Below are 19,079 nucleotides of genomic sequence, written 5' to 3'. Positions count from 1 at the left end.
CCGGTGTGGATTTGTACAGTACAAGCATACCGCAGAAAAACGTGCTATTCCTCTCCAATTCCTTCATTTTTCCTTCACCTAAAAAGACGCCCCGAAGGACGCCCGAACAAAATCATCTTTACTTCTTCGATACAAGTTCTAGTTCCAATTCTAATGCTGTTGCGATTTTGATGAATGTATTTAACTTTGGCATGACGATATCACGCTCGATTCTTGCAATGGACGACTGCTTCAATCCTGTAAGTTCTGCCAAATCTCGTTGTGATAGCCTTTTTTCTTTACGACGTTTCACCACCTCGACGACTAAATCGATTTCAATCAAATCCTTTTCATCTAGTGATTCAAATTCGCGTTTTAACGATTTCCACTGTTTGTCTTTTGTCATATCTAACTCTCTCCCTTATCGCTTCTGACGATGAATCATAAACCCGCTCGAACCCGTATTTGCTTGGTGCACGACATTAGTGGGAATCATCGTTCTAAGCGGTGGATTATATTTAATTGCATGACGCTGTTTTTTTATTTCGTGATATTCGTCAAATACTGTGCGCACTTTTTTGACAACTGACTCGTATATGGCTTTAATCGTTTCAACCACTTTACGTGCAAAACTTTTAAACGCTTCAAAAATCCTAACGGGGTCAATTATCATTCGTTTTTTGTCCTCAAGGCGAATAAGATCCTTTGCCATCTTATTGATTTGACGCCGCGACACATAACCCACTTTCACGCTACGAATCTGTTTTTCTGCTAATTTGAGACGTTTTCGTTTTTTGGCTCTTTGTTTCATCCCGTTGCCTCCTTGTGCTTTTTTAGTTCCGCCTCATCCAACCACCGATAGACCACAGACTGGCTGACTCCGTACCGTGATCCAATCACCTTTGCCGTGAGGTCGTCAAGGATGTACAACGTATAGAGCGTGTCCTCGTCCGGTGGCTGTACCTTACGTCGCTCGTGCACGCGTTGCTCCCATGACTTCACGATCCCTGCCTTGCCGAGCCAACGTTTGACGGTCGTCGGGCTGACGCCATATCGTACCGCGATGTCCACTTGACGATAGGACTCCGTGATGTAGAGCCGCCACAGCATCTTGTAGCCGGGTGATGGGACGTGCTTGCCTCGTGTCGTGCCTCCGTTGCTCGCCCGGATGATGCGGTAGATCGTGATGGTGCTGACGTCGTACCGTGCCGCGATGTCCCGTTGGTGCATGCCTTGCCGCCACAGCTGTAGGATGCGTGGATGTTCCGTTTGTGCTATCTTCCCCATGTGCTCCCTCCTAAAATAACTTCTCCTGAAAATCCCCCTGTGCGATCTCCCGTTCCATGTTCCGCCGGATTGCCTCGAAACGCGCCTCCTGTGCGTCGTCCCATGCGCCGTGTACCTCGACATCCCCTTGCATCACCCAAACGCGTGAGCGACTAACGACGTGCCCCCGTTGCAGGTATTCGCTGTTCTTGCGGTGTTTGCCCCATGACGTGAAGTGAAGCGCATCGCCCTCGACGTCCAACTGTCCGAAAATCCGTTCCTGATCCCGCGTATAGGTCGCGGCGTACTGTCCGTCCTGCATCATATCCCTCCAGTGGGGAGTTGCCTCCCCGTTCATCCATCGAAATCAAGGTTTTATCGGTTGATCAATCGCCCATTTCTTTTTCCATAACATCGTCAAATGCTTGAAGTGCTTTACTCAAAGCACGTTGGAAATCATGCGTTGTCTTGGGTTTAGAATCATCATTACCGCTTGTTTTGATGTTCGTGAAGTTGAAATACATATCCGGTCTCACCCGCATTGTTATAATTTCACCTTTTACCGATTCGTCTGTCTTAATTTTTCTTTGTACCAGTGAAAACATGTTCATTTTTCCACCCCTTAAAATTTACTTTTTATCCCGACAAGCGCCGAGGAGCGCATGCCCCTCAGTACCCGTCTCCGAAATGGTCGTGAATGATGCCGAGCAACTTGTGCTTGATGCCGTAGTACGTGTTCGTGCTGTAAATCTTCATCATCTGCATGACCGCCTCGTCCGTGCGGTAAAACTTCGGATCGTACAACAAGTCCCACAACTCACGCTGTTGGTCATCAATCAACTCGACGTAAATCCGGTGCAGGATGTTCAACCGCATCGCAAGGACTTCAATTTCACTCTTTGCCATCGCGTACCGCTCGACCTTACTGCTCGGCGCCTGGTGCGTCTGGACCTCACTCGGCACGTACCCCGGCGTCATCTTCGTCGCGGCAAGCTCTGCCATCGCGGTCTTGCTGGCGATACGGCTTGGAAGCGTGAAATACTCTTTCAAGTGCTTGCCCGCTGCCTTGCGTTGCCCCTTATCCAGTCGTGTCTCGAATAGCCGCTCCTGCATCAATACCCCTCCATGATTCGAACGTAGTTACGTGCGTTTTTCTGCTCGTACATCCCGATGATGTCCGTCTCCGTGTAGCCCAGTCGCTCCAAGATCAGCGACCACGCCGCGAGCATGTGGTGTTTGCGTTGCCCCTGGAACATTTGCAGGTAGAGGGCGTCGAGCGTCTCGTCCTGCCGTTCGTAGGACTGCCGGTCGAAGATGGCTAAGTCGTACTGATGGGCGTGCTGGTTTTCCTTGTAGTCCGTCATGAGCAGGGAGCAATAAAAGTGCAGCCAGTCAATCGCTTCCTCGAGCACCTTCTCCGGATCCATGCGCTTGTTCGACCAATACTTGAACGTCTTCGTCTCGTTGATCATCTCGCCGGCTTCGACGAGGAGGGAGATTTCGCGTTTTGTATGCAACTCGTATTGGAACTCGTGCGGCGTGATGCCCTTGTCTTCGCAGATGTGGCGGTCAAGGACGACTTGCTTGGCACAGATGTCTTGGAGTGTCTGGAAGCTGATAATGAGCGGTTGCGGTTCTTGGTACGTCATATGTGTCGGCTCCTTCTATGTGTGGGATTTTCGTCGCGGTACTTCTTGATTTCGGCTACCTTCAGCCAGTGATGCACCGTCGCCGGGCTCACGTTGCATTCGTAGGCGATTTCCTCTTGCGTCAGGTCGTCAAGGATGTACTTCTCGTACAACTCGTCGTCCGTCAAGGTCCGAGAAACGTTCGTCTTGCGCGTCTTTTTACGATTCTTATACAGGTATTCTCCAATCGAGACCTTGCGCCATAAGTCACGCACGTCCAGCCCGATGGAATTCCCGTAGGCTTGATGAGATAGTTTCGTTCGCTTGTAGTCGAGATACAGGGCGATGAACTGCTCGTCCGTCTCGATCGGTAACGTGAGTTTGGTCGTTTCCATGATGATGCCTCCTAGTCATCTAGCTGATTGACGGGGTGATGAGTTCGTTTTCCTGGTTAATAATTTTCGTCGATCATGGTTTTTACAACATCCATTTGTTGGTGAGAAATCAACGTCTGCCGTTGGCTGTAATCCAAGTTGTGCCATCCAGTGTGCACTTCTCCATTTTTGTGGTTAAATGCAATTATGACGTTATCGAGTTCGCCGTTATCAGCCATCTTAAGCAGTTCATGCAGTAGGTTGTGAACGGAATCTACTTTTCTGAGTGGTATAATTTTAGCCATCGTTCGCACTCCCTTAATTTGTTTGCACCGCATCCAACCAATCCACCGCGCATCCATTCGTCGCCGCGATCTCCGTCCCGTGTGCCTCGAACGTCGCCAGTGGGATGCTCGCCCGGTTGCTGTATTTCGTCCAGCCATCCCACGCGCTCAGGAAGGCGTCCGGCGGTAGCAGGTACATCTTGCCTATGTCACTGAATCGAACGAGCAGGAAGGTGGTCGTTTGGAGCCTGTCGAGCGTGCGCATCGTCTCCACTTGGTGCGGCTTGATGTTCTTCAGCGGAAAGCTCTTGCCTTTCGTCTGCTTGGCTTCGAAGAAGATGCCTTTGCCCCCGTCAATCGTCCCGAAGTAGTCCAGTCCGTTCGCTTCGGCGTAGATGGTCTTGACGATCTTGCCTGCCTGCCCGCGGATTGTCTTCACACTCGGCTCACTCTTGAATACGAGCGCCTTGCCTTGCAGCTTGTACACGTGATTCGCCTGTTCGATCATCATTTCGAATTGCTTGCCTGCTTGTTGTGCTGCACGCGCCATTCACTCCACCCCGTTCCGATTCATCGTTACCAAAAATTTATCTCTTCCACATCTTTCAAAAGTTTCGTGATTTTTTCTTCGGTCATACCGCCGTTTTTAGCATGAAAAGATAGCGCTTCAAGCAACACGCAATTTTGGTTGTACCAAACAGAACTCTTTTTTCTCATCTCATCCAATTGCTTTTCAAAAGACCACGCTCTCTCCTTGTCGTTCATCTCGTTCACTCCCTCACAGTTCGTCATCTCGAATTGCTTGCCTGCTTGTTGCGATACCCGCGCCATTCTTGCCACCCAACCTTTCGTAATTCCTCGTATTCGTAGGCGATGAAATCACCGTATTGCCAGACGCGCTGTGTCTCTCCTGTGTCCTTCTCAATCCGGTACAGTGTCTTGCCTCTCAGCAGACACGGCGCTTCATGGTGCCCCCACGTAGCGCCGTGTCTGCGTCTCCCGGCATTCCAGTGTGCTGATGACCGGTGTCCATCCTTCGAGCCGGTAATAATTGAGTGCGTCGCGCCATGTCAGTTCCCGGTGCGTCCCTTTGCGTAGGTTGTAGACGTCGAGCTTGCTTGCGAGGGACAGCTGCAGGTCGCCCCGCTTGAGGACGATCCGCCCGCCGTACTGCTCCAGGTAATCCATCAACTGTTTAAATTGCTTGACCTTCGTCATTTTCATAGACCCGAACCTCCTTGGTATTCGAATATGAGTGCATAGATTGTCGCGTAGGGTAAGTCCTCTTCGTAGATGGCGAGTAACTTCCAGCCGGATCCATTGTACGAGGCGATGACCTTGTCCCGTCGCGTCTCACCCCTAGCCCGTTTGCTGACCCGTGTGCCGATCGGTGGCGTCAGTTTCGAGCGAGGACTGGGTTTGCGTCGCATGCGTGGAGACGACGTAGCCGCGAGTTCTCGTTGCGCAGTTGCATGTTCTCGATCAGCAGCTCCTCGTACGTCTTCAACTTTTTTGGCATCGTCGGCGCCTCCAGTAATGGGTCAGGCGTGCCGGCTCCTTCGTACTGGATATTCTTCGCGCCCGTTTGTTCAAGCAGTTCGTATACGCCCGCCTCCGTCATGTCGAGTGCGTTCGCGATGTAGTGAAGCGGTCGGTCGTCCATGTAGAGCGTCAGTGCCGTGCGCCGACGGCGTTTCAGTTCACGCGGCGATGGGTTCATAGGACTTCCTCGATGACAAAACGGACTTCCGTCTGTTTGACGAGTTTACCGCCACGATCGACCACATCGAACTTCGTCTTGACCCGTGCGTTCTCAATCTGATTGGCGACGAAATGGACCCACTTGTCGTTGCGGATGTCCCGTTCTTCCGTCTCCTGCTTCACTTCTGCGATGGCTTCTGTCATGTCTACTTCCTCCTTTGCGAGATGGGCGATCGTGTAGTTCTCTGCGAATCCGTCGCTTTCCGTCGTGACGGCGACTTCTTGGGCGGCGAGCGATGGTTGGTCAACGTCCGTCTCTTTCGCAGCTTCTTTATTTTCAACAACCTTCTTTTTACTTTTGTTCGCCGCTTTAGGCTTGCTTAGTTCCACCCCAAGTTCACGGGCTAGTTTCCCCACGTAACTAGCACTAATGCCTAATTCCGTTGCGATTTGCTGACGCGTCAGCCCCTCTTTCGCGTAAACCATAAGGCGTTCGCTTCGTTGTTCGATTTCCAAAGTTTTTTGGGAAGGTTCTTTTTCTACCGGTTCCGGTTGTGAGTTGTTCACGACTTCTTGGTAAAGTCCGTACGATTCAAGAACTTGTTTCACCATCCGGTAGTTCGTTTTCGCCAATTGCCGAATCTCGATCAACGTCTTCCCTTCGCGCGCCCAGTTAGCCATCGCTTGGTTTTTCCGCTCTTCTTCCGCTCGCAACTCACTTTCATCAATCTGCTTAGAAACGCGCTTGAACCTGCTGATTAATGTACCTGGCGTCATATTCAAGTCGCGTTCTATGGCATACCGTGTATCTCCGTCTTTTATACGAAGCAATAATTCTTCATCGGTGATGGTACCTACCTGCGCATCTTTCCCTTGCTTCCGCTTTACCGGCTGCACGCCACTGGAGAAAATGACTTCCTCCACGTGCGCCAGTGTTAAGTTGTCGACGGCGGCAATCTGTGCGGCGGTCATGCCGCGTTCGTAACGTTTGAGGATCAGCTCGCGTGTCATGACGGGTCCTCCTGTTCGAGAAGGTGCGGATGTTCGTAGATGTTGCCGACGACTTCGCACCATTCAGACCAATCACCCAATCTGATATGGAACTGATCGTAATCCCATTCAACTAACTCGTTGTAAGGTGAGCCCCATTCCGATTCATCCCACTTCAAAACATCGCCTTCGAAAATCTCAACGCCGTTCTTATCTTTGATTCCGGTGTATTGCGTCACGTCGTATTCCGGATTATCAATAAACTCACCCAGTACATACTCACGAATGAGGTCATCTTCGTGGAAATGTTCATATACCTTGTCCCATGCTCGAAACTTGATCTCGCGCATTGTTTCTCCCCCTTAAAAGTTGAATTTCGCCAGTCGGTAGTCGTCCCCGTACATCTTCACGATGTCGGCATCGTCGAGCATCCGGGACCAGTTCCGTTGTCCGATCCGCGCCCGCAGGTCCTTGCCGGTCAGGTTCGTCGTGTAGATGGTCGGTTTCCCCATCCGGGCGTCGAGGACTTGGAACAGGACGTCGTTGCTGAACGTGTCCGTGTCGATCGTCGTCTTGCTGCTGTCCGTGTATTTGACTTGCTCCGCCCCGATGTCGTCGAGGACCAGAAGCGTGACGTCGGCTAAACTTGTGATGATGTCGTCCTGCGACCCTTCGTTACCGAACGTCCCTTTGATTTTCGTCAAGAGGCGAGGAAGCGAGATGAAGACCGCACTCTCGCCCTTCTCTTTGACCGCGTTGACCGTCGCCATACTCAGATGACTCTTGCCTGTCCCGTAGCTTCCGGAGACGAGCAGGGTGCCTTTTAAGTCGCTTGCGAATTGTTGGAATCGTGCTTTTGCTTCCGTGAGTTCCGGTGACGTCGCGTCATATCCCTCGAACGTCGCGTGCAGCAGTTTGTCGTTGATCGTCGAGCCGGAAGAAAACGTGTCCTCAAGCTTGCGCCGGATCATGCGTTCCTCGTTCTCGACGGCTTGCCGGGCGATGGCCAGGTCCTCGCATTTGCATCCCTTGACGGCTTCGAAGTATTCGCCGGCTTTCGGTCCGAAGGCATATTGTTGCCGCACGACCTCGATGTCCTGCCCGCATCCTTGACAGGTGCGCTGGGCGAGGATCTCTTGCGTGAGGTTGTATATCGTGATTCCTGTAATTGTTTTCATGGTCTCGCCTCCTAGAAGGGAAGGTCTTTCCCGAATGTGGGGTCGTATTCGCTGTGGTCCGGTGTCGAGAACTTCCGCTCGACGTGTGTCTCGTTCAGGTAGCTTTCAAACTTCGTGCCGAACAGGGTCTCTGGGCGGATGAACTTGCTCATCTTCGGATCGTTCGACCAATCCCGGATCTTGTTGTCGATGACCTGCTTGAAGTCGTCGAGGGTGAACTTGTCGTTCAATCGTGCGTTGATGAGGGTTCGGGTCGATCTCGTCGATGCCTTATATTTTTTGCCTGTCTTCGAGTTGAGATAGTCAATGATGTCGAGGTGTGTCGTCGAGGCTTGCTCGACAATGGGTTTATCTGTCGTAGTCTCTGATGTAGTCTTTGTTGTAGTCTCTGTTAAGGTTTTTAACCTTTCGTCAAAATGGATTTCGACCTTTGGGTAAAATGGATTTTCACCTTTGGGTAAAATGGATTTTGACCTTTGGGGAAAAACGGAATCAATGACGTGTTCCGGGTGAAGATGGATGTGGACCGTCGGTGATCCGTCGAACTTGAACAGCTTCGTCTCGATGAAATCCTTGTCGACCAGTATCTTGATGGCCCGGTCGAATTGCTTCGGTGTGATGCGAATCTCGTCGTACCAGTCCGCCCGTCCTTTGGCGAGCCATAACTTGCCTTCCTTCTGGACACGGAGTTTGGAACGTCCGTCTTTCGATGGGAGATGCCAGTACACGATTTGACCGAGGAGGATGCCGGAGAGTAAATCCCCGGTCATGTCCACGTAGGTCTTTTTCACACGGAACGCGTCTTCTGCGAACCGTTCGATGGCGAGTAATGATTGTAGGTCTTCCATTTCGCTTCACTCCTTTAGAACGGTAAATCATCATCAGAGAGGTCAATCGAACTACCACCTGAGAACGGATCAGCACCGAAACCACTTGCCGGCTTATCCTGCTTCACTGGTGCTTCCTGACGTGGTGCCGATGGTTCACTGTCCTTCTTCGATTCGAGGAACCGGACGCTGTCTACGACCACTTCTGCTCGGTAGCGTTTCTGTCCGTCCTTGTCGTCGTAGCTGCTGATCTGTAAGCGACCCTCGACTCCTGCGAGTGAACCTTTCTTGAGGTACTGGGCGACGCTCTCTGCCTGTTTGCGCCATACCGTGCAATCGATGAAGTCTGCTTCGCGTTTGCCATCCTGCCCAGTGAAGGGACGGTCGCAAGCGAGAGTGAAGCGTGTGACGGCGATGCCTGACTGGGTGTATTTCATTTCCGGATCTCGTGTAAGGCGTCCTACTAATACAACTCGGTTAATCATGATGTTGCCTCCTAGTTTTTATTGTTCAATGTCTTTTCTGTGATAGTTCCGTACAACAAGAATGGCTTGTTCAGATGAAACCTTAATCTCTGAGTCGCAATCATCATTTGTAACCCAGAGATTAAGTTGAGGGTGTTTTTCGATGCTAACCACTTCGTAAAGACCCTTCTTTTCATTTAAGCGAACGACGTCATATGGCAAGAAAATCATTCCGTCCACCTCCCGAGCGCCCTTAGCGGACGCTCTTTTCGTAGTCTTGGTGTTGTAAAGCGTTCTCGCGTTCTTCTTCCAAGCAGACGTTGCAGACGAGCTGTCCGAACACGTCGCGGTCACCGCCGAAGGGAATCATCTGTTGGCAGCGGGAACACTCTTCAAGCTGTTCGTATTCGTCCATCATCTTCATGCCGATTCCTCCTTGTTCGCCTCAGCTGCTTTTTTAATCGCGTCTTTCAATTGTTCAAGCACTTGTTTCGCGTCTGATTCAAGCATGTCGCTCGTCATGTGATAGCTGTCGTACACCGCTTTAGGCTCAATCCCTTTGTGACCAGCGAGCGTTTTACCAAGTTTAGCGAGCGTGTTAAGCATGTCTGTCGTCGCTTTCTTCGGTTGTGGTTTGTTCGCTTCCACCTTCTGTTGGAATGAATCCGGGTCATCTTTGTCCGTTGCGATGTTGAAGGACTTCAAGATGAAGTATTTTTCCGCGTAGGTAGCGAGCTTTCCGATGCCCTTCTCCCCGTTGTCAACGCCTTGTCCTTGCCATAACGCTTCCTCGCGATCCGTTGGGTCGTCTGCATTGATCCAGGTGAACCGCATATCTGCATCGGTCATGAACTGGAGCGCTCCTTTTGCTGTGTGGAACTGCGTGACACGTTGCGAGATGATTTCCTGTTTGAGCAGGATGCCGAGGTCGTTCATTTTCTCCATGACGGATGAGAGTGTTTGGCTACTTCCGACATATTGATACTGTGGTCCGCTTGCTGCCTTTTGCAGATAAGGCACGGCTTTGCGTACTTCGATGAGCTTCTGCTGCAGGTTCATTGGCTTCTGTTCACTCATGTCCGTTCCTCCTCTTTTCGATAAAGTGGCATCACGATATAATTCGGGTCGCCTTCGTTGTTATGGCTCCAGTTCAATGCCGATGAGTATGCGCCGTCGTAGGTTTTCCATGCTTCAATCAGTTCCAGTTCTTCTTCCGTCTCTGCGTTCGGATCACCGTAACAAACGCCCCATGCATCCGCTTTTCGTTCACTCATGTCCGTTCCTCCTTATTTGATTTGTAGGTTCGTCTTCGTCACCAGTCGGGCGCCGTCGATGGCTTCCCCTGCTTTGAGTAGCTTGCCGATGGCCGTCTTGTCCGGCTCTTGCACCGTCTTCGTGCGCAGGAGTCCGATCGGGAGGGCTTCGGTGTCCGTGATCTCGACGCTGTCACTCTTGCGGTAGGACACCGTGTACAGTGGCGTTTCGAGCTTTTTGATCCCTGCGACCTGCAAGGACTCGTCGACGTACGTTTTCAGCCGTTCTGCTTTCGTCTCGTACACTTTGCGTCGTGCCGCGAGGCGTTGTTCCTCTGCCTTGAGTGCAGCCGCGTCGTTCAGGAACTTCTGCCGGAAGTGGAGCACGCTTTCCGTCTTGACTTCGAGCGCCTCGTCGAGTGCGTCGAGGGTGTCAGCAATGACGTCCGCGCCTTCCATGTCCTCAAGGTCGTAGCCAGTGAGCGCGTCGAGCAATGCCTGCTTCTGAGCGGATAGGTGGTATAGGGTTGTCATAAGGAAGCTCCTTTCGGTACATCTTCGATTGGAATGCAACGGTCAAGTTCATCCATTCTCGCTCGCATCGTGACCGTGTCTCCGCCCATCGTCATTTCCTCAGCAAGCATTTCCTCGGAATTGAATCGAACTTTGCACCAAATGCCTCGAGACAAGAATGCCCCGACCCATTCGTTCGGTCGTGCCAACATCTCAGCGCGAACGTCGAACGGCTTTTGGACGTACCAGGTTTGCTGTGTGATGTCATTGAAAAAAGCGGTTGATTCTGAACCGTTGCTTTCGCTACCGAAGTAGAAGAACAATACGTCACCTTTCATGTAGTAAGTGTGACCAGTTGAGTTGAATACATGCTTTCCATCCATCAATTTCGAGATTGCCTCTCGTCCGCTGATTGCTTCGAATACTTTTGAATCCATTTCCATCGTCGTTTCCTCCTTAGCGTCCGAGATCCCGGAGAATCTCCATCGCTTCATTTGTGAGTCCTTGCAAGGCCGCGTGTTGCTCATCCGTCAAGCTGAGGGCGGCGTGTTCCGCGGTGAGTGTTTCAATCAGGGTGACGAGCTTCGGTTGCGCCTCTGCGACTTCCGTTGCCCGTTCTGCGAGGGTTTGGAGTGTCATAACGCCACCACCTTTTTATCAATCGATTCCTCTGCGCCGAGGAACAGGTTGTTCTGCTCGTCGAGTGCTGTTTCGATCGTGTACAGTTCGTTGTGCACCTGCTTGAGGAAAGCGTGCACCGGGTGATTCGCGTCGAGTTGGTAGGCCGCGTTGGCGAGATGTTGATAAGACGCTGTGAGCGCCGAGTGGATCGCATCGATGCGTACCGGACCCTTGCTGACCAGTGCCATGATTTCAGGCGTCGTCTGGACGATGGCGGGTAATTGGCGGTTGATGGTGTGTGTCGTGACCATATCGTTTCCTCCTCGTGCGGAGCGTGGTATACTCATAGTGTTGAGTTATGAGAGCACCCTTACTCCGGTATGGGTGTTTTTTATTTGCCGTAAATCCTTTTGACCTCTTGCCAGTTGCCGATGAAGACGAGGACTGCGATGATGCTGCCGATTAGAACCACGGTTCGTCGTACCTTTTTTCGGAGTAGACCGTCGCCGCGAAGACCAGGAACAGAAACATTTCACCGAACGTTGTGAAAATCCAGAAGGAGATGGGCATCAGCTCACCTCGTCGAGCAACTTGCTCATGAAGTAGATTTGACCTTTGCCGGTGACTTTCGTCGTCCGTGTGATCCGTACCGTGCCATCGGGATTCTGTACCGTGCGCTCCGTAACCTCGAACCATCCACGATCGACCGAGTATTGCGTCGGTTCGTTGTAGTGTGCGTTCTTCTTACCGAGGTAGCCGTTTTCCCGCATCCAAGCGAACAAGCGACTCTGACCGATGCTGACACCGTTCTGACTGATGAGTTTTGCGAGTTGTCCGACTAAGATGCTCGTCTGACTCGTTGACACTGCATCCGCGAATAGGACTTTCGGGCGTTGGGCTTCGAGTTGTGTAGCAGCGACTTCCTTCTCGTGCTGGAGTCGTTCGATTGTCGTTTGGGCGATCAGTAAGCCACGTGCCATGATTTCTTCCGGTGACTCGTCGTGACGGGCGATCATGTAGCCGCCGTCTTTACGGATTGAAGGGAGAACTTCTTCATAAACCCAATCTTGGAAACGTTCAGCGACTGGACTCTGATCCGCTCTCATGATGACTTGATACAATCCGGCTTCATTGACGGTTACTGCGTTTCCTTGACGACCTAAGTTATTCTTAGACCGATACTTTTCACGCACTCGCTTCGCCACTTCACTTGGATTCGATAACTTCAATGCCTTACATACATCTGCTAAAACGAACAGTGGTTGCTCCGGCGTGCCGACGACACGGACTTCGTTACCTTCAAATACCTTCGTGAGTTGATTCATCATTTTGCCTCCTTGTTTTCTCGCTTACGCACTTCTGACAACTTCATGCTGATAAACGCTGTTGCCGATACACCGTGTTCAGCAGCTTCTTTCACAACCCATTCGTGAATACTTACTGGCATGCGAAGGTTAAGTCGCTTCGTATTCGTTTTTTCCATGTGTGTGCCTCCTTATTTTTGTTTGCTGATCAACCACGCATCGAGATCGTCGCGGTGATAGCGGACACTGCGGTTGTAACTGGACGCTTTGAGTTCGCCGTCCTTTCGGGCGTTGTAGAGTACGAACTGGGAAAAACCCGTGTACGTTTGTGCTTCCTTCCCGCTCATCCAGACTTTCGGTGATTGCGTTGCCAGTGCTTCGGCAATTCGCTCGTCGATGAGTGTCGTGAGCTGTTCCGGGGTAAAGGACAACATGACAACTTGTTGCATTGTGTTACTCCTTTCTATACGATTAAAATGAATTTATCCATTAATTTCGTACCTCTTCTTCAAAAAAAAGTTCCTCCACTGTCGTATGAAGAATTTTTGCGATTGTTAGTGCTTGTCCGACGTAGATGTTTTGAACGCCGGATTCCATCAAGCTGATTGTTGCTGATGTCTTATAGCCAAGTTTTCGCGCGATATGGACTTGGGTGATTCCCATTTCCTCACGGCGTTTCTTCATGCGATCACGCCCTGCTATCGTCATGCTGTCACCTCCTTGTTCGTTTCTGTACCCTAACTATATATCCATTATTTTCGTATGTCAACGAATTTATTCAATATTTTCGTATTTTCTTTTTCGATTCGTAAAATATCCAATTTTTATGTAGAATAAAGGTGCATGGAATCGTCCACGCCTTTAGGATAGTATTTATAGAGGGAGAGGGACTTAATATGGAGACAACGTATAGGAGTGAGATCGAGTTAATGGAGACAATGGGAGATCGGATTCGCATGTTGCGAACGGAAACAGGTATGACTCAAGTCGCTGTTGCGAAAAGATTGCAGGTTAAACCGACGACGTATAACTCGTGGGAGAGAAATGCTTCCATGCCGAAACACGAAAAAGTGTTAGAGTTGGCCGACTTGTTTGAGACTACATTGGATTATATGTATGGAAGAACGAAGGATAGACGCGTGACATTAGATGAATACAAAATGGAACAGATGGTCGACAATAAGATTTTACGCATATTAGGATTGTCGAAGGAAGAAGTGGCAGCATTGAGTAAAAAAGACTTTGATCGCATCATCGATTATACGAAGCTTGTGATCCAAGCGCATGAAAATGAATTAAAAAACAAGGACACCGATTAACGGCGTCCTTTTTTCTATGTCCATTTAGATGAATAGTGTTTTTCGCGCTGGGAGTTCATTGTTATCGAGTGCCTCAGCATCTAGCTGAAAGGCGATGACATTTCCTTTGCTGTCGGTAAAACAAATTGCGACGGGTTGATCACGAGCCAATACTTTATCCAGGACACTCTCTTCGTTTTGATTATTCTTTTGAACAGCTACAAGCCCCATTGACACAGTCCCCTTCATCGTTCTGAAATACGAACGCTTGTTTTTATGATACTTTTCTCATAATAATTAATTTTGGAAAATAATACAATAGACCTATCACAATTTTTACATAGCTTTGGTTAATTTCGTTCGACACGAAAGGCCGGACATTGTCGAATACTTTTCCATATTTGTTAAAAAAGATGAAACTTTTTCGTTTTTACTTTGGTAATATATGTATAGATACGAAAAGGAGGCAACATTATGAAACGCATGATCGTGGGGGCATCCCTATCGGCAGCACTTTTACTCGCTGGTTGCGGCGAAGAGAGCGCGACGGAGCCGAATACGGAAGCCAAAGCAGAAGATAAGACAGAAGCGGCAGCGCCGGAGAAAACGGAAGCCGTCAAGGAAGAGTCGAACGTCGAGAAGACGGAGGCAGGCGAAAAGACGACATACTTTACGAATAAAGCGGTCGGTGAGAAGACGACGCTCGGTCCTATCAACTTCTCGGTCAACAAGATTCAAACGTCACGCCTCAAGGTCGCGAACGCATACAAAGAGGCATTCGGTGACAAGGACGAGGTCACGCTCGTCGTCGTCGACGTGACAGCGGAAAACACGAGTGACGACACTATCAACTTCCATCCGAACCAGGCGACGATCACGACGAATACAGGTGAGCAAGTCGACGCGGAAATCTTCTTATCGGATGAAGTCGGTGGCGAGTTCATCGGTAAGGTGAAGAAAGAAGGAAACATCTTCTTCGTCGCCCAGTCGGACCCGAAAGAGATCACGAGCATCAAGTACATCGTCGATGGACCGTCAGATGCGAACTTCGAAAATCTAGCAGAACGCTATACAGTCGAGATTCCGACGAAATAACGTAGTACACTAAGGGCACTCAGGTGCCTTTTTCTTTCGGACGAGACTAGAACGTATGTACGACAAAGGAGGAACATCATGCACTACAGTATTAAACGACTGGACAACGGGAAGTATTGGACCCGCCTGTCCCTGACTGACAGGGACGGCAACCGGCATCAACCGTCTGCGACGCGGGACACGCAACGGGAACTCAAGCGTTGGGCGACGGACATGATCCGTAAAAACGAGGACGGATTGCTCGGCAAGAAGACTGGCAAGACGGTGCGCGAGGTCGCAGACGAGTACCTGCACGTCCAGGAGGGCATCTTGAAGGAACGGACGATTGACAACCGCCACTATGCGTTCGAACGATTCAGTGCCGTATTCGGCAAACGGGTTTTTGCTACGTTAACACGGCGAGAACTGACGGCATGGGCAGACCGCATCGCGCGGGAACGTGGACTGAAGACGAGTAGCCGCAATGCCCTGTCCCGTCATATCAATGCCCTGCTCACCTACGCCTACGAAAATGGCTACATCCTCGACAAAGAGGCCCGCATCCAAATCAGACGCGAGCACACGGAACGGGAAAAGACCTTATGGACCGTCGAACACATCCAGCAGTTCGAGGCCGCCTACAAGGACCACCCGATCGCGAAGTTGTATATCATTGTAGCGCATACCGGACTGCGGAGCAACGAGGCCCGATCGCTCGGATGGGAGCATATCGATTTTAAAAACGGATTGATCCGTGTCGAACGCCAAGCCCGGCAATCCATGAAGGCAGGACGCAAGACATGGACGACGCTCAAGTCCGGGCATTCCCGTATCATTCCGATGAGCAATCACCTGCGCAAGATTTTAGAGCGGTGGCGGTTTGAACAACGGACGTGGCTGCACGAGACGGGCGCCGATAACCTGCAAGACCTCGTCTTCACGCGCGAGGACGGGCAGTACATCTATGACCACTTCGCGATGCGACCGTTCCAAGACCTTTCGGAGCAAGCTGGACTCCCCGTCATCACCCTGCACACGTTACGGCACACGTATGCGACGTTGCTCATCCAACAAGGCTTGCCCCTTCCTGGCATCCAAGCGATGCTCGGACACTCGAGTCTTGCGACGACAGTCAAACATTATATCCATGTGACCGACGAGATGAAGGACCGGGCACGCATCATCCTCGACGACCTTTATTCGGACAAAAACGCCTGATTTTTCAATGGAATGTGCAGATAGAGTGCAGGTGCAGATTGAAACGAGCGCGAAACGTCTAGAAAACGTTGGTATGTAAGGAGTTTCGGACGGGCAGGAAATCAGAATTCTTTTCTTTCGCATAATAGAGGTTGACCTCGGAACGAATGACACGGATGTTCGCTTCACAACTAACACCTTTCGCTTGATCTTTTCCACTCGTCATCGTCGGAATTAATACGAGCAGCAGTAGCGAAATAATTAATAAGACAGCAGCCATTTCAAGTAAAGTGAATCCACGTTCGTTTTTCAAGAATCGTCTCATAATCAAAACTCCTTCTTTCTTCAAAATGGAAGTTGTTGAATCGCCAGTTGGATCGGGTAGTACAAAATAAAAAATAAGCTGCCTGTCATGATCGTCAAGCCTCCATACAAGACCGGTTCAATCAACAGCAGTTTTTTCTCCAACTCTTCTTCAATCGATTCATGCAACAGACTCGCTTGTGCTAGCAATAATGGACCTAGGTCACCACTTTCTCGAGCAAGATGAACGAGCCCAACGGTTTCAACATCAATGATTTGTTCTTGTAAGATGGCTTCAGATAACGAGGTGCCCGCTTGTTGATGTTGGTGAAGCATTGCGTACATCTGTTGTTTCTTTCCTGTCTGCCCCTGTTCAAGCGAGCGGAAAGCCTCTTCCAACGAGAAACCTGCGTCAATAAAAGAACCAATCTCAATCGTAAACAAGTAACTGTAATACAACTGAAGAAGTTTTTGGATGATTTTAAACTGTAATAGCCGTTTGACCGGAATCAGACGAAAAGTGAGAAGGAGGATCGAAAGTAACAGAATCGGAGTCGCTGCAAGGACGTACTTAGCTGAAGGGTGTAAAATCAAGACTAAGAAGCGCGGAAGACTTTCTGGACTCGACATCTCGAGTAAGGAAGGAAACACGTAGAGGGCATAAAACATGAACAGTAACATCAAGCTTGAGGCGAGGACGAGTGGATACCGCGCCATTTTCCAAAATTTCTTTTTCATTTGATTTTCTAACTCCAGCAAGCGAATGACCTGTTTTAAAATCATCAAGGGACGTTCCGTTTGATCACCCACCTGAAGCAGACGTTGAAGCGAAGGGGACAAGGCGAGTGGTTCTAATGCAACAGATAACGGATTCCCGCTCTCTAACCGTCGTTGCATCTCTTCGATGACCGGCAGAAGGATCGGCTCTTCGAATCGTTTTAAGATTTCTAACGTTTCCTTCGTCGAAATGCCTTTTGACAATAGTCGATGAAATCGGTTTAAAAAGCGACATTTGCTGTTCGTGTTAAGTTTTCTACTGTACAGTGGACATGCCCCTCCTCCCGGTAAAGATGAATGATCTTTTTACAGACCGCTAACTCCTCCCCTGAAATCCCTAGTGATTTTAAGCGTAACAACACTTCATTGACTGTTCCGGCATGTAAAGTAAATACGACGACGTGCCCACTAAGAGCAGCATTGATTGAGAGCCGTGCCGCTTCAGCAGTTCGAACTTCCCCAAAAGCAATCCAGTCCGGGTCTGCCCGAAGAATTTCCTCAAAACAACGTGTCGCGTCAAAACCGGCTTTTTCATTTAACTCAAGCTGTAAGATACCAGGCACCGTACATTCGACGGGATCCTCGACAGAGATGATCCGCTTGCCTTGCATCGATGCCATCAAGGAATAGAGCATCGTCGTCTTACCTGCCCCCGTCGTACCAGAAATGATGATACAACCGTGACTTTGTTGTTGGAGCCATTCTAAATCTTCAATCGGGTTGAGAAGCGTCGACGCAATCTCACTCGAGACAACCGCCCGATAGAAGCGCCATGACATCGCGTCCCCGTGACGACTTGGTAAAATCGAGACCCGCATCCCACTTTGGTCAACCGGATAGACACCACTTTGCGGAATCCGTTCATTTTGTTCTTTCAAGTTGGATTCATACCGAATATGACTAACGATTGAACTGTATTGATTAAAAGGGATTGCTTCTTGTTCCTTTAATCCGTCGGCCGTCCTACAAATGACACGCGCCATCTGTTCATCTGGAACAAAATGCACATCGGTGACACCACCTTGTGTAAATCGCTGAATCAATTGACTGACAAGTTCTCTCAACATGACACCTCCTTACTTAAAAAAGTACAAAAAAAAAGAAGCCCGAACAACTCGGCTTCTTTAAGATACTTGGGCGATTAAGCGTGCTTTTCGCTTCGCTAGTGTTTCAAGACCTGGTTTATCATACCCGATTACGAGTTGTTTGCCATCAGTAATAATTGGACGACGTAACAGTTTCGGATTATCGCTCATCAATCGGAGTAGTTCGCTTAATTTCATATCCTCTACATCAATCCCAAGATCTTTGAAAGCTTGGCTGCGTGTTGCAAGTAAACTTTCGATGCCGTCTGTCGATAATTTCAACAATTCCATCAATTCGTCCACTGTCGGAGCATTTCTGAACAGATGGCGTTCTTCTACATCAACATGTTCCTCTTTTAACCATGATTTCGTTTTACGACAAGATGTACAGCTCGGATACGTGAAAAATATCAACTCATTTGCCATTGTTGCTCCTCCTCTCAAAATATGCGCTTCTCATTACAGAAACTATAGCATGGTTTTTTTGCTTTGTACACCTTTTGTACAACTATTGTACAACTTTTTATTAAACTTCATCTTTTGTTCACAGTTATTCCTCAACAAACACTAGAACATGATGGACGGATGATTGTTTGCTTGGTAAAATAAGTACGTATATTGACTATCTGTCGGATTTAGGGGGTTATATGAATGGGGAGAATGTACCGCGTACTCGGATTTTGGACTGGGATCATTGCAGTCATGGCATTTATCGGCGCACTTGGCGGCGACGCGAGCTCAAGTGAGCATACGGATTCATTTTTAGTTATGGGCTTTGTCTTCTTGGCACAAACTGTCTTCTTTGCAGCATTAGGCTATCTTCGCCTAACTGAAAAAACGTATGTCTACATCTTTGCAGCTTACTTAACAGTATTCTTTATCGTCTTCACGTATTGGTCCAACTTCCAGATGTAAAATAAAAAACGCCTGCTCTTCAGTCGAAGAGCAGGCGTTTTTTTACAC

38 protein-coding genes are annotated in these 19,079 nt (G+C 49.5%); 4 read left to right on the top strand and 34 right to left on the bottom strand.

The features are described 5' to 3' along the window. Nucleotides 1-118 precede the first annotated feature (118 nt). From P403_RS0112925 to P403_RS0112780, 29 genes are all read right to left on the bottom strand, one after another. The gene (locus P403_RS0112925) at nt 119-385 is read right to left on the bottom strand and encodes a helix-turn-helix domain-containing protein (RefSeq protein ID WP_029333028.1); all 267 of its coding nucleotides are present in this window, start codon (nt 383-385) and stop codon (nt 119-121) included. Between the two features lie 15 nt (nt 386-400). Beyond that, a complete protein-coding gene (locus P403_RS0112920; RefSeq protein ID WP_029333027.1) occupies nt 401-790 on the bottom strand; it encodes a hypothetical protein in 390 nt (129 codons plus the stop codon). Further along, the gene (locus P403_RS16115) at nt 787-1,266 is read right to left on the bottom strand and encodes a helix-turn-helix domain-containing protein (protein ID WP_051667403.1); all 480 of its coding nucleotides are present in this window, start codon (nt 1,264-1,266) and stop codon (nt 787-789) included. The genes P403_RS0112920 and P403_RS16115 overlap by 4 nt, the downstream gene beginning before the upstream one ends. Nucleotides 1,267-1,276: 10 nt before the next feature. Continuing rightward, nucleotides 1,277-1,567 (bottom strand): hypothetical protein, encoded by a 291-nt coding sequence (locus P403_RS16520; protein ID WP_051667401.1) that lies wholly within the window; start codon nt 1,565-1,567, stop codon nt 1,277-1,279. 64 nt (nt 1,568-1,631) lie between these two features. Next, nucleotides 1,632-1,856, bottom strand: coding sequence for a hypothetical protein (locus P403_RS0112910; protein WP_029333026.1), 225 nt, complete (start codon nt 1,854-1,856; stop codon nt 1,632-1,634). A gap of 58 nt (nt 1,857-1,914) precedes the next feature. Continuing rightward, nucleotides 1,915-2,358, bottom strand: coding sequence for a hypothetical protein (locus P403_RS0112905; RefSeq protein WP_029333025.1), 444 nt, complete (start codon nt 2,356-2,358; stop codon nt 1,915-1,917). Next, entirely contained in the window at nt 2,358-2,894 is a 537-nt protein-coding gene (locus P403_RS0112900) for a dUTP diphosphatase (protein ID WP_029333024.1), read from the bottom strand. Before P403_RS0112900 ends, P403_RS0112905 begins: the two co-directional genes overlap by 1 nt. Continuing rightward, on the bottom strand, nt 2,891-3,268 hold the full coding sequence (locus tag P403_RS0112895) for a hypothetical protein (protein ID WP_029333023.1): 378 nt from the start codon (nt 3,266-3,268) through the stop codon (nt 2,891-2,893). Before P403_RS0112895 ends, P403_RS0112900 begins: the two co-directional genes overlap by 4 nt. A gap of 56 nt (nt 3,269-3,324) precedes the next feature. Then, nucleotides 3,325-3,552, bottom strand: coding sequence for a hypothetical protein (locus P403_RS0112890; protein WP_029333022.1), 228 nt, complete (start codon nt 3,550-3,552; stop codon nt 3,325-3,327). Nucleotides 3,553-3,565: 13 nt separating this feature from the next. Beyond that, on the bottom strand, nt 3,566-4,081 hold the full coding sequence (locus tag P403_RS16310; RefSeq protein WP_051667399.1) for a Holliday junction resolvase RecU: 516 nt from the start codon (nt 4,079-4,081) through the stop codon (nt 3,566-3,568). A 26-nt stretch (nt 4,082-4,107) separates the two neighbouring features. Beyond that, on the bottom strand, nt 4,108-4,362 hold the full coding sequence (locus tag P403_RS0112880; protein WP_029333020.1) for a hypothetical protein: 255 nt from the start codon (nt 4,360-4,362) through the stop codon (nt 4,108-4,110). Nucleotides 4,363-4,494: 132 nt separating this feature from the next. After that, nucleotides 4,495-4,755, bottom strand: a complete 261-nt coding sequence (locus tag P403_RS0112875; protein WP_029333019.1) for a hypothetical protein — start codon at nt 4,753-4,755, stop codon at nt 4,495-4,497. A gap of 172 nt (nt 4,756-4,927) precedes the next feature. Further along, nucleotides 4,928-5,194: a hypothetical protein gene (locus P403_RS0112870; protein WP_152638921.1), complete on the bottom strand. Its 267-nt coding sequence runs from the start codon at nt 5,192-5,194 to the stop codon at nt 4,928-4,930. Between the two features lie 53 nt (nt 5,195-5,247). Further along, the gene (locus P403_RS0112865) at nt 5,248-6,243 is read right to left on the bottom strand and encodes a hypothetical protein (RefSeq protein ID WP_029333017.1); all 996 of its coding nucleotides are present in this window, start codon (nt 6,241-6,243) and stop codon (nt 5,248-5,250) included. Further along, complete coding sequence (locus P403_RS0112860) at nt 6,240-6,572, bottom strand: YopX family protein (protein ID WP_029333016.1); 333 nt, start codon at nt 6,570-6,572, stop codon at nt 6,240-6,242. The genes P403_RS0112865 and P403_RS0112860 overlap by 4 nt, the downstream gene beginning before the upstream one ends. 12 nt (nt 6,573-6,584) lie before the next feature. Beyond that, the gene (locus tag P403_RS0112855) at nt 6,585-7,307 is read right to left on the bottom strand and encodes an ATP-binding protein (protein WP_160167781.1); all 723 of its coding nucleotides are present in this window, start codon (nt 7,305-7,307) and stop codon (nt 6,585-6,587) included. A gap of 104 nt (nt 7,308-7,411) precedes the next feature. Then, a complete protein-coding gene (locus tag P403_RS16305) occupies nt 7,412-8,248 on the bottom strand; it encodes a conserved phage C-terminal domain-containing protein (RefSeq protein WP_051667397.1) in 837 nt (278 codons plus the stop codon). A 14-nt stretch (nt 8,249-8,262) separates the two neighbouring features. Next, nucleotides 8,263-8,712, bottom strand: a complete 450-nt coding sequence (locus tag P403_RS0112845) for a single-stranded DNA-binding protein (RefSeq protein WP_029333013.1) — start codon at nt 8,710-8,712, stop codon at nt 8,263-8,265. Between the two features lie 232 nt (nt 8,713-8,944). Further along, nucleotides 8,945-9,115 carry a hypothetical protein gene (locus tag P403_RS16610; protein ID WP_160167780.1) on the bottom strand — a complete coding sequence of 57 codons (171 nt, stop codon included), beginning with the start codon at nt 9,113-9,115 and terminating at the stop codon, nt 8,945-8,947. Further along, complete coding sequence (locus tag P403_RS16105; RefSeq protein WP_051667395.1) at nt 9,112-9,768, bottom strand: ERF family protein; 657 nt, start codon at nt 9,766-9,768, stop codon at nt 9,112-9,114. The genes P403_RS16610 and P403_RS16105 overlap by 4 nt, the downstream gene beginning before the upstream one ends. Beyond that, on the bottom strand, nt 9,765-9,965 hold the full coding sequence (locus P403_RS0112825; RefSeq protein ID WP_029333010.1) for a hypothetical protein: 201 nt from the start codon (nt 9,963-9,965) through the stop codon (nt 9,765-9,767). The genes P403_RS16105 and P403_RS0112825 overlap by 4 nt, the downstream gene beginning before the upstream one ends. A 12-nt stretch (nt 9,966-9,977) precedes the next feature. Next, entirely contained in the window at nt 9,978-10,478 is a 501-nt protein-coding gene (locus tag P403_RS16300; RefSeq protein WP_051667394.1) for a siphovirus Gp157 family protein, read from the bottom strand. After that, nucleotides 10,475-10,900, bottom strand: coding sequence for a hypothetical protein (locus tag P403_RS0112815; RefSeq protein WP_029333008.1), 426 nt, complete (start codon nt 10,898-10,900; stop codon nt 10,475-10,477). Before P403_RS0112815 ends, P403_RS16300 begins: the two co-directional genes overlap by 4 nt. Nucleotides 10,901-10,913: 13 nt before the next feature. After that, nucleotides 10,914-11,096 carry a hypothetical protein gene (locus P403_RS0112810; protein ID WP_029333007.1) on the bottom strand — a complete coding sequence of 61 codons (183 nt, stop codon included), beginning with the start codon at nt 11,094-11,096 and terminating at the stop codon, nt 10,914-10,916. Next, nucleotides 11,093-11,389 carry a hypothetical protein gene (locus P403_RS0112805; RefSeq protein WP_029333006.1) on the bottom strand — a complete coding sequence of 99 codons (297 nt, stop codon included), beginning with the start codon at nt 11,387-11,389 and terminating at the stop codon, nt 11,093-11,095. The genes P403_RS0112810 and P403_RS0112805 overlap by 4 nt, the downstream gene beginning before the upstream one ends. 258 nt (nt 11,390-11,647) lie before the next feature. Continuing rightward, nucleotides 11,648-12,403, bottom strand: a complete 756-nt coding sequence (locus tag P403_RS0112795) for a phage antirepressor (protein WP_029333005.1) — start codon at nt 12,401-12,403, stop codon at nt 11,648-11,650. After that, nucleotides 12,403-12,561 (bottom strand): toxin-antitoxin system HicB family antitoxin, encoded by a 159-nt coding sequence (locus tag P403_RS16450; RefSeq protein WP_084157670.1) that lies wholly within the window; start codon nt 12,559-12,561, stop codon nt 12,403-12,405. The genes P403_RS0112795 and P403_RS16450 overlap by 1 nt, the downstream gene beginning before the upstream one ends. 12 nt (nt 12,562-12,573) lie before the next feature. After that, nucleotides 12,574-12,831 (bottom strand): helix-turn-helix domain-containing protein, encoded by a 258-nt coding sequence (locus P403_RS0112785; RefSeq protein ID WP_029333004.1) that lies wholly within the window; start codon nt 12,829-12,831, stop codon nt 12,574-12,576. Between the two features lie 40 nt (nt 12,832-12,871). Beyond that, a complete protein-coding gene (locus P403_RS0112780; protein ID WP_029333003.1) occupies nt 12,872-13,090 on the bottom strand; it encodes a helix-turn-helix transcriptional regulator in 219 nt (72 codons plus the stop codon). 221 nt (nt 13,091-13,311) lie between these two features. On the opposite strand from P403_RS0112780, the gene P403_RS0112775 reads away from it, so the two are divergent. Beyond that, on the top strand, nt 13,312-13,701 hold the full coding sequence (locus P403_RS0112775; RefSeq protein WP_235195215.1) for a helix-turn-helix domain-containing protein: 390 nt from the start codon (nt 13,312-13,314) through the stop codon (nt 13,699-13,701). A 24-nt stretch (nt 13,702-13,725) separates the two neighbouring features. Here the strand turns inward: P403_RS0112775 and P403_RS0112770 are convergent, their stop codons facing one another. Continuing rightward, nucleotides 13,726-13,911, bottom strand: coding sequence for a hypothetical protein (locus tag P403_RS0112770; RefSeq protein WP_029333001.1), 186 nt, complete (start codon nt 13,909-13,911; stop codon nt 13,726-13,728). Between the two features lie 243 nt (nt 13,912-14,154). Between P403_RS0112770 and P403_RS0112765 the strand changes: the two genes are divergently transcribed. Beyond that, nucleotides 14,155-14,775, top strand: coding sequence for a DUF4352 domain-containing protein (locus P403_RS0112765; RefSeq protein ID WP_029333000.1), 621 nt, complete (start codon nt 14,155-14,157; stop codon nt 14,773-14,775). A gap of 78 nt (nt 14,776-14,853) precedes the next feature. Beyond that, a complete protein-coding gene (locus tag P403_RS0112760) occupies nt 14,854-15,972 on the top strand; it encodes a tyrosine-type recombinase/integrase (RefSeq protein ID WP_029332999.1) in 1,119 nt (372 codons plus the stop codon). Nucleotides 15,973-16,030: 58 nt separating this feature from the next. Here P403_RS0112760 and P403_RS16095 read toward each other — a convergent pair whose 3' ends face one another. Genes P403_RS16095 through P403_RS0112740 form a run of 4 tightly spaced genes read right to left on the bottom strand, consistent with a single transcriptional unit; the run spans nt 16,031 to nt 18,542 of the window. After that, nucleotides 16,031-16,276, bottom strand: coding sequence for a prepilin-type N-terminal cleavage/methylation domain-containing protein (locus tag P403_RS16095; protein WP_235195214.1), 246 nt, complete (start codon nt 16,274-16,276; stop codon nt 16,031-16,033). Nucleotides 16,277-16,296: 20 nt separating this feature from the next. Beyond that, complete coding sequence (locus tag P403_RS0112750; RefSeq protein WP_029332997.1) at nt 16,297-17,235, bottom strand: type II secretion system F family protein; 939 nt, start codon at nt 17,233-17,235, stop codon at nt 16,297-16,299. A 17-nt stretch (nt 17,236-17,252) separates the two neighbouring features. Next, entirely contained in the window at nt 17,253-18,098 is an 846-nt protein-coding gene (locus P403_RS0112745) for an ATPase, T2SS/T4P/T4SS family (protein WP_235195213.1), read from the bottom strand. A 57-nt stretch (nt 18,099-18,155) separates the two neighbouring features. After that, nucleotides 18,156-18,542, bottom strand: a complete 387-nt coding sequence (locus P403_RS0112740; protein WP_029332995.1) for a Spx/MgsR family RNA polymerase-binding regulatory protein — start codon at nt 18,540-18,542, stop codon at nt 18,156-18,158. A 225-nt stretch (nt 18,543-18,767) separates the two neighbouring features. On the opposite strand from P403_RS0112740, the gene P403_RS0112735 reads away from it, so the two are divergent. Next, nucleotides 18,768-19,031 carry a DUF2626 family protein gene (locus tag P403_RS0112735; protein ID WP_012369782.1) on the top strand — a complete coding sequence of 88 codons (264 nt, stop codon included), beginning with the start codon at nt 18,768-18,770 and terminating at the stop codon, nt 19,029-19,031. Nucleotides 19,032-19,079 lie beyond the last annotated feature (48 nt).

Origin of the sequence: Exiguobacterium oxidotolerans JCM 12280 (genome assembly GCF_000702625.1) — a bacterium.
Classification (GTDB): domain Bacteria; phylum Bacillota; class Bacilli; order Exiguobacteriales; family Exiguobacteriaceae; genus Exiguobacterium_A; species Exiguobacterium_A oxidotolerans.
The sequence above is the reverse complement of the archived record's forward strand: the minus strand, read 5'-3'. Positions and strand labels throughout refer to the sequence as shown.

Excerpts from the sequence above, each read along its gene's own strand:
- P403_RS0112810 (WP_029333007.1), bottom strand. The coding sequence starts at position 11,096 with ATGACACTCCAAACCCTCGCAGAACGGGCAACGGAAGTCGCAGAGGCG.
- P403_RS0112870 (WP_152638921.1), bottom strand. The coding sequence starts at position 5,194 with ATGGACGACCGACCGCTTCACTACATCGCGAACGCACTCGACATGACG.
- P403_RS0112880 (WP_029333020.1), bottom strand. The coding sequence starts at position 4,362 with ATGGCGCGGGTATCGCAACAAGCAGGCAAGCAATTCGAGATGACGAAC.
- P403_RS0112805 (WP_029333006.1), bottom strand. The coding sequence starts at position 11,389 with ATGGTCACGACACACACCATCAACCGCCAATTACCCGCCATCGTCCAG.
- P403_RS16610 (WP_160167780.1), bottom strand. The coding sequence starts at position 9,115 with ATGAAGATGATGGACGAATACGAACAGCTTGAAGAGTGTTCCCGCTGC.
- P403_RS0112775 (WP_235195215.1), top strand. The coding sequence starts at position 13,312 with ATGGAGACAATGGGAGATCGGATTCGCATGTTGCGAACGGAAACAGGT.
- P403_RS0112865 (WP_029333017.1), bottom strand. The coding sequence starts at position 6,243 with ATGACACGCGAGCTGATCCTCAAACGTTACGAACGCGGCATGACCGCC.
- P403_RS0112845 (WP_029333013.1), bottom strand. The coding sequence starts at position 8,712 with ATGATTAACCGAGTTGTATTAGTAGGACGCCTTACACGAGATCCGGAA.
- P403_RS0112900 (WP_029333024.1), bottom strand. The coding sequence starts at position 2,894 with ATGACGTACCAAGAACCGCAACCGCTCATTATCAGCTTCCAGACACTC.
- P403_RS0112780 (WP_029333003.1), bottom strand. The coding sequence starts at position 13,090 with ATGACGATAGCAGGGCGTGATCGCATGAAGAAACGCCGTGAGGAAATG.
- P403_RS0112905 (WP_029333025.1), bottom strand. The coding sequence starts at position 2,358 with ATGCAGGAGCGGCTATTCGAGACACGACTGGATAAGGGGCAACGCAAG.
- P403_RS16095 (WP_235195214.1), bottom strand. The coding sequence starts at position 16,276 with ATGAGACGATTCTTGAAAAACGAACGTGGATTCACTTTACTTGAAATG.
- P403_RS0112910 (WP_029333026.1), bottom strand. The coding sequence starts at position 1,856 with ATGAACATGTTTTCACTGGTACAAAGAAAAATTAAGACAGACGAATCG.
- P403_RS0112785 (WP_029333004.1), bottom strand. The coding sequence starts at position 12,831 with ATGCAACAAGTTGTCATGTTGTCCTTTACCCCGGAACAGCTCACGACA.
- P403_RS16300 (WP_051667394.1), bottom strand. The coding sequence starts at position 10,478 with ATGACAACCCTATACCACCTATCCGCTCAGAAGCAGGCATTGCTCGAC.
- P403_RS0112920 (WP_029333027.1), bottom strand. The coding sequence starts at position 790 with ATGAAACAAAGAGCCAAAAAACGAAAACGTCTCAAATTAGCAGAAAAA.
- P403_RS0112890 (WP_029333022.1), bottom strand. The coding sequence starts at position 3,552 with ATGGCTAAAATTATACCACTCAGAAAAGTAGATTCCGTTCACAACCTA.
- P403_RS0112735 (WP_012369782.1), top strand. The coding sequence starts at position 18,768 with ATGGGGAGAATGTACCGCGTACTCGGATTTTGGACTGGGATCATTGCA.
- P403_RS0112765 (WP_029333000.1), top strand. The coding sequence starts at position 14,155 with ATGAAACGCATGATCGTGGGGGCATCCCTATCGGCAGCACTTTTACTC.
- P403_RS0112745 (WP_235195213.1), bottom strand. The coding sequence starts at position 18,098 with ATGTTGAGAGAACTTGTCAGTCAATTGATTCAGCGATTTACACAAGGT.
- P403_RS16305 (WP_051667397.1), bottom strand. The coding sequence starts at position 8,248 with ATGGAAGACCTACAATCATTACTCGCCATCGAACGGTTCGCAGAAGAC.
- P403_RS16105 (WP_051667395.1), bottom strand. The coding sequence starts at position 9,768 with ATGAGTGAACAGAAGCCAATGAACCTGCAGCAGAAGCTCATCGAAGTA.
- P403_RS0112815 (WP_029333008.1), bottom strand. The coding sequence starts at position 10,900 with ATGGAAATGGATTCAAAAGTATTCGAAGCAATCAGCGGACGAGAGGCA.
- P403_RS0112770 (WP_029333001.1), bottom strand. The coding sequence starts at position 13,911 with ATGGGGCTTGTAGCTGTTCAAAAGAATAATCAAAACGAAGAGAGTGTC.
- P403_RS0112860 (WP_029333016.1), bottom strand. The coding sequence starts at position 6,572 with ATGCGCGAGATCAAGTTTCGAGCATGGGACAAGGTATATGAACATTTC.
- P403_RS16520 (WP_051667401.1), bottom strand. The coding sequence starts at position 1,567 with ATGCAGGACGGACAGTACGCCGCGACCTATACGCGGGATCAGGAACGG.
- P403_RS16450 (WP_084157670.1), bottom strand. The coding sequence starts at position 12,561 with ATGGAAAAAACGAATACGAAGCGACTTAACCTTCGCATGCCAGTAAGT.
- P403_RS16310 (WP_051667399.1), bottom strand. The coding sequence starts at position 4,081 with ATGGCGCGTGCAGCACAACAAGCAGGCAAGCAATTCGAAATGATGATC.
- P403_RS0112925 (WP_029333028.1), bottom strand. The coding sequence starts at position 385 with ATGACAAAAGACAAACAGTGGAAATCGTTAAAACGCGAATTTGAATCA.
- P403_RS0112795 (WP_029333005.1), bottom strand. The coding sequence starts at position 12,403 with ATGAATCAACTCACGAAGGTATTTGAAGGTAACGAAGTCCGTGTCGTC.
- P403_RS0112825 (WP_029333010.1), bottom strand. The coding sequence starts at position 9,965 with ATGAGTGAACGAAAAGCGGATGCATGGGGCGTTTGTTACGGTGATCCG.
- P403_RS0112875 (WP_029333019.1), bottom strand. The coding sequence starts at position 4,755 with ATGAAAATGACGAAGGTCAAGCAATTTAAACAGTTGATGGATTACCTG.
- P403_RS0112760 (WP_029332999.1), top strand. The coding sequence starts at position 14,854 with ATGCACTACAGTATTAAACGACTGGACAACGGGAAGTATTGGACCCGC.
- P403_RS0112740 (WP_029332995.1), bottom strand. The coding sequence starts at position 18,542 with ATGGCAAATGAGTTGATATTTTTCACGTATCCGAGCTGTACATCTTGT.
- P403_RS16115 (WP_051667403.1), bottom strand. The coding sequence starts at position 1,266 with ATGGGGAAGATAGCACAAACGGAACATCCACGCATCCTACAGCTGTGG.
- P403_RS0112895 (WP_029333023.1), bottom strand. The coding sequence starts at position 3,268 with ATGGAAACGACCAAACTCACGTTACCGATCGAGACGGACGAGCAGTTC.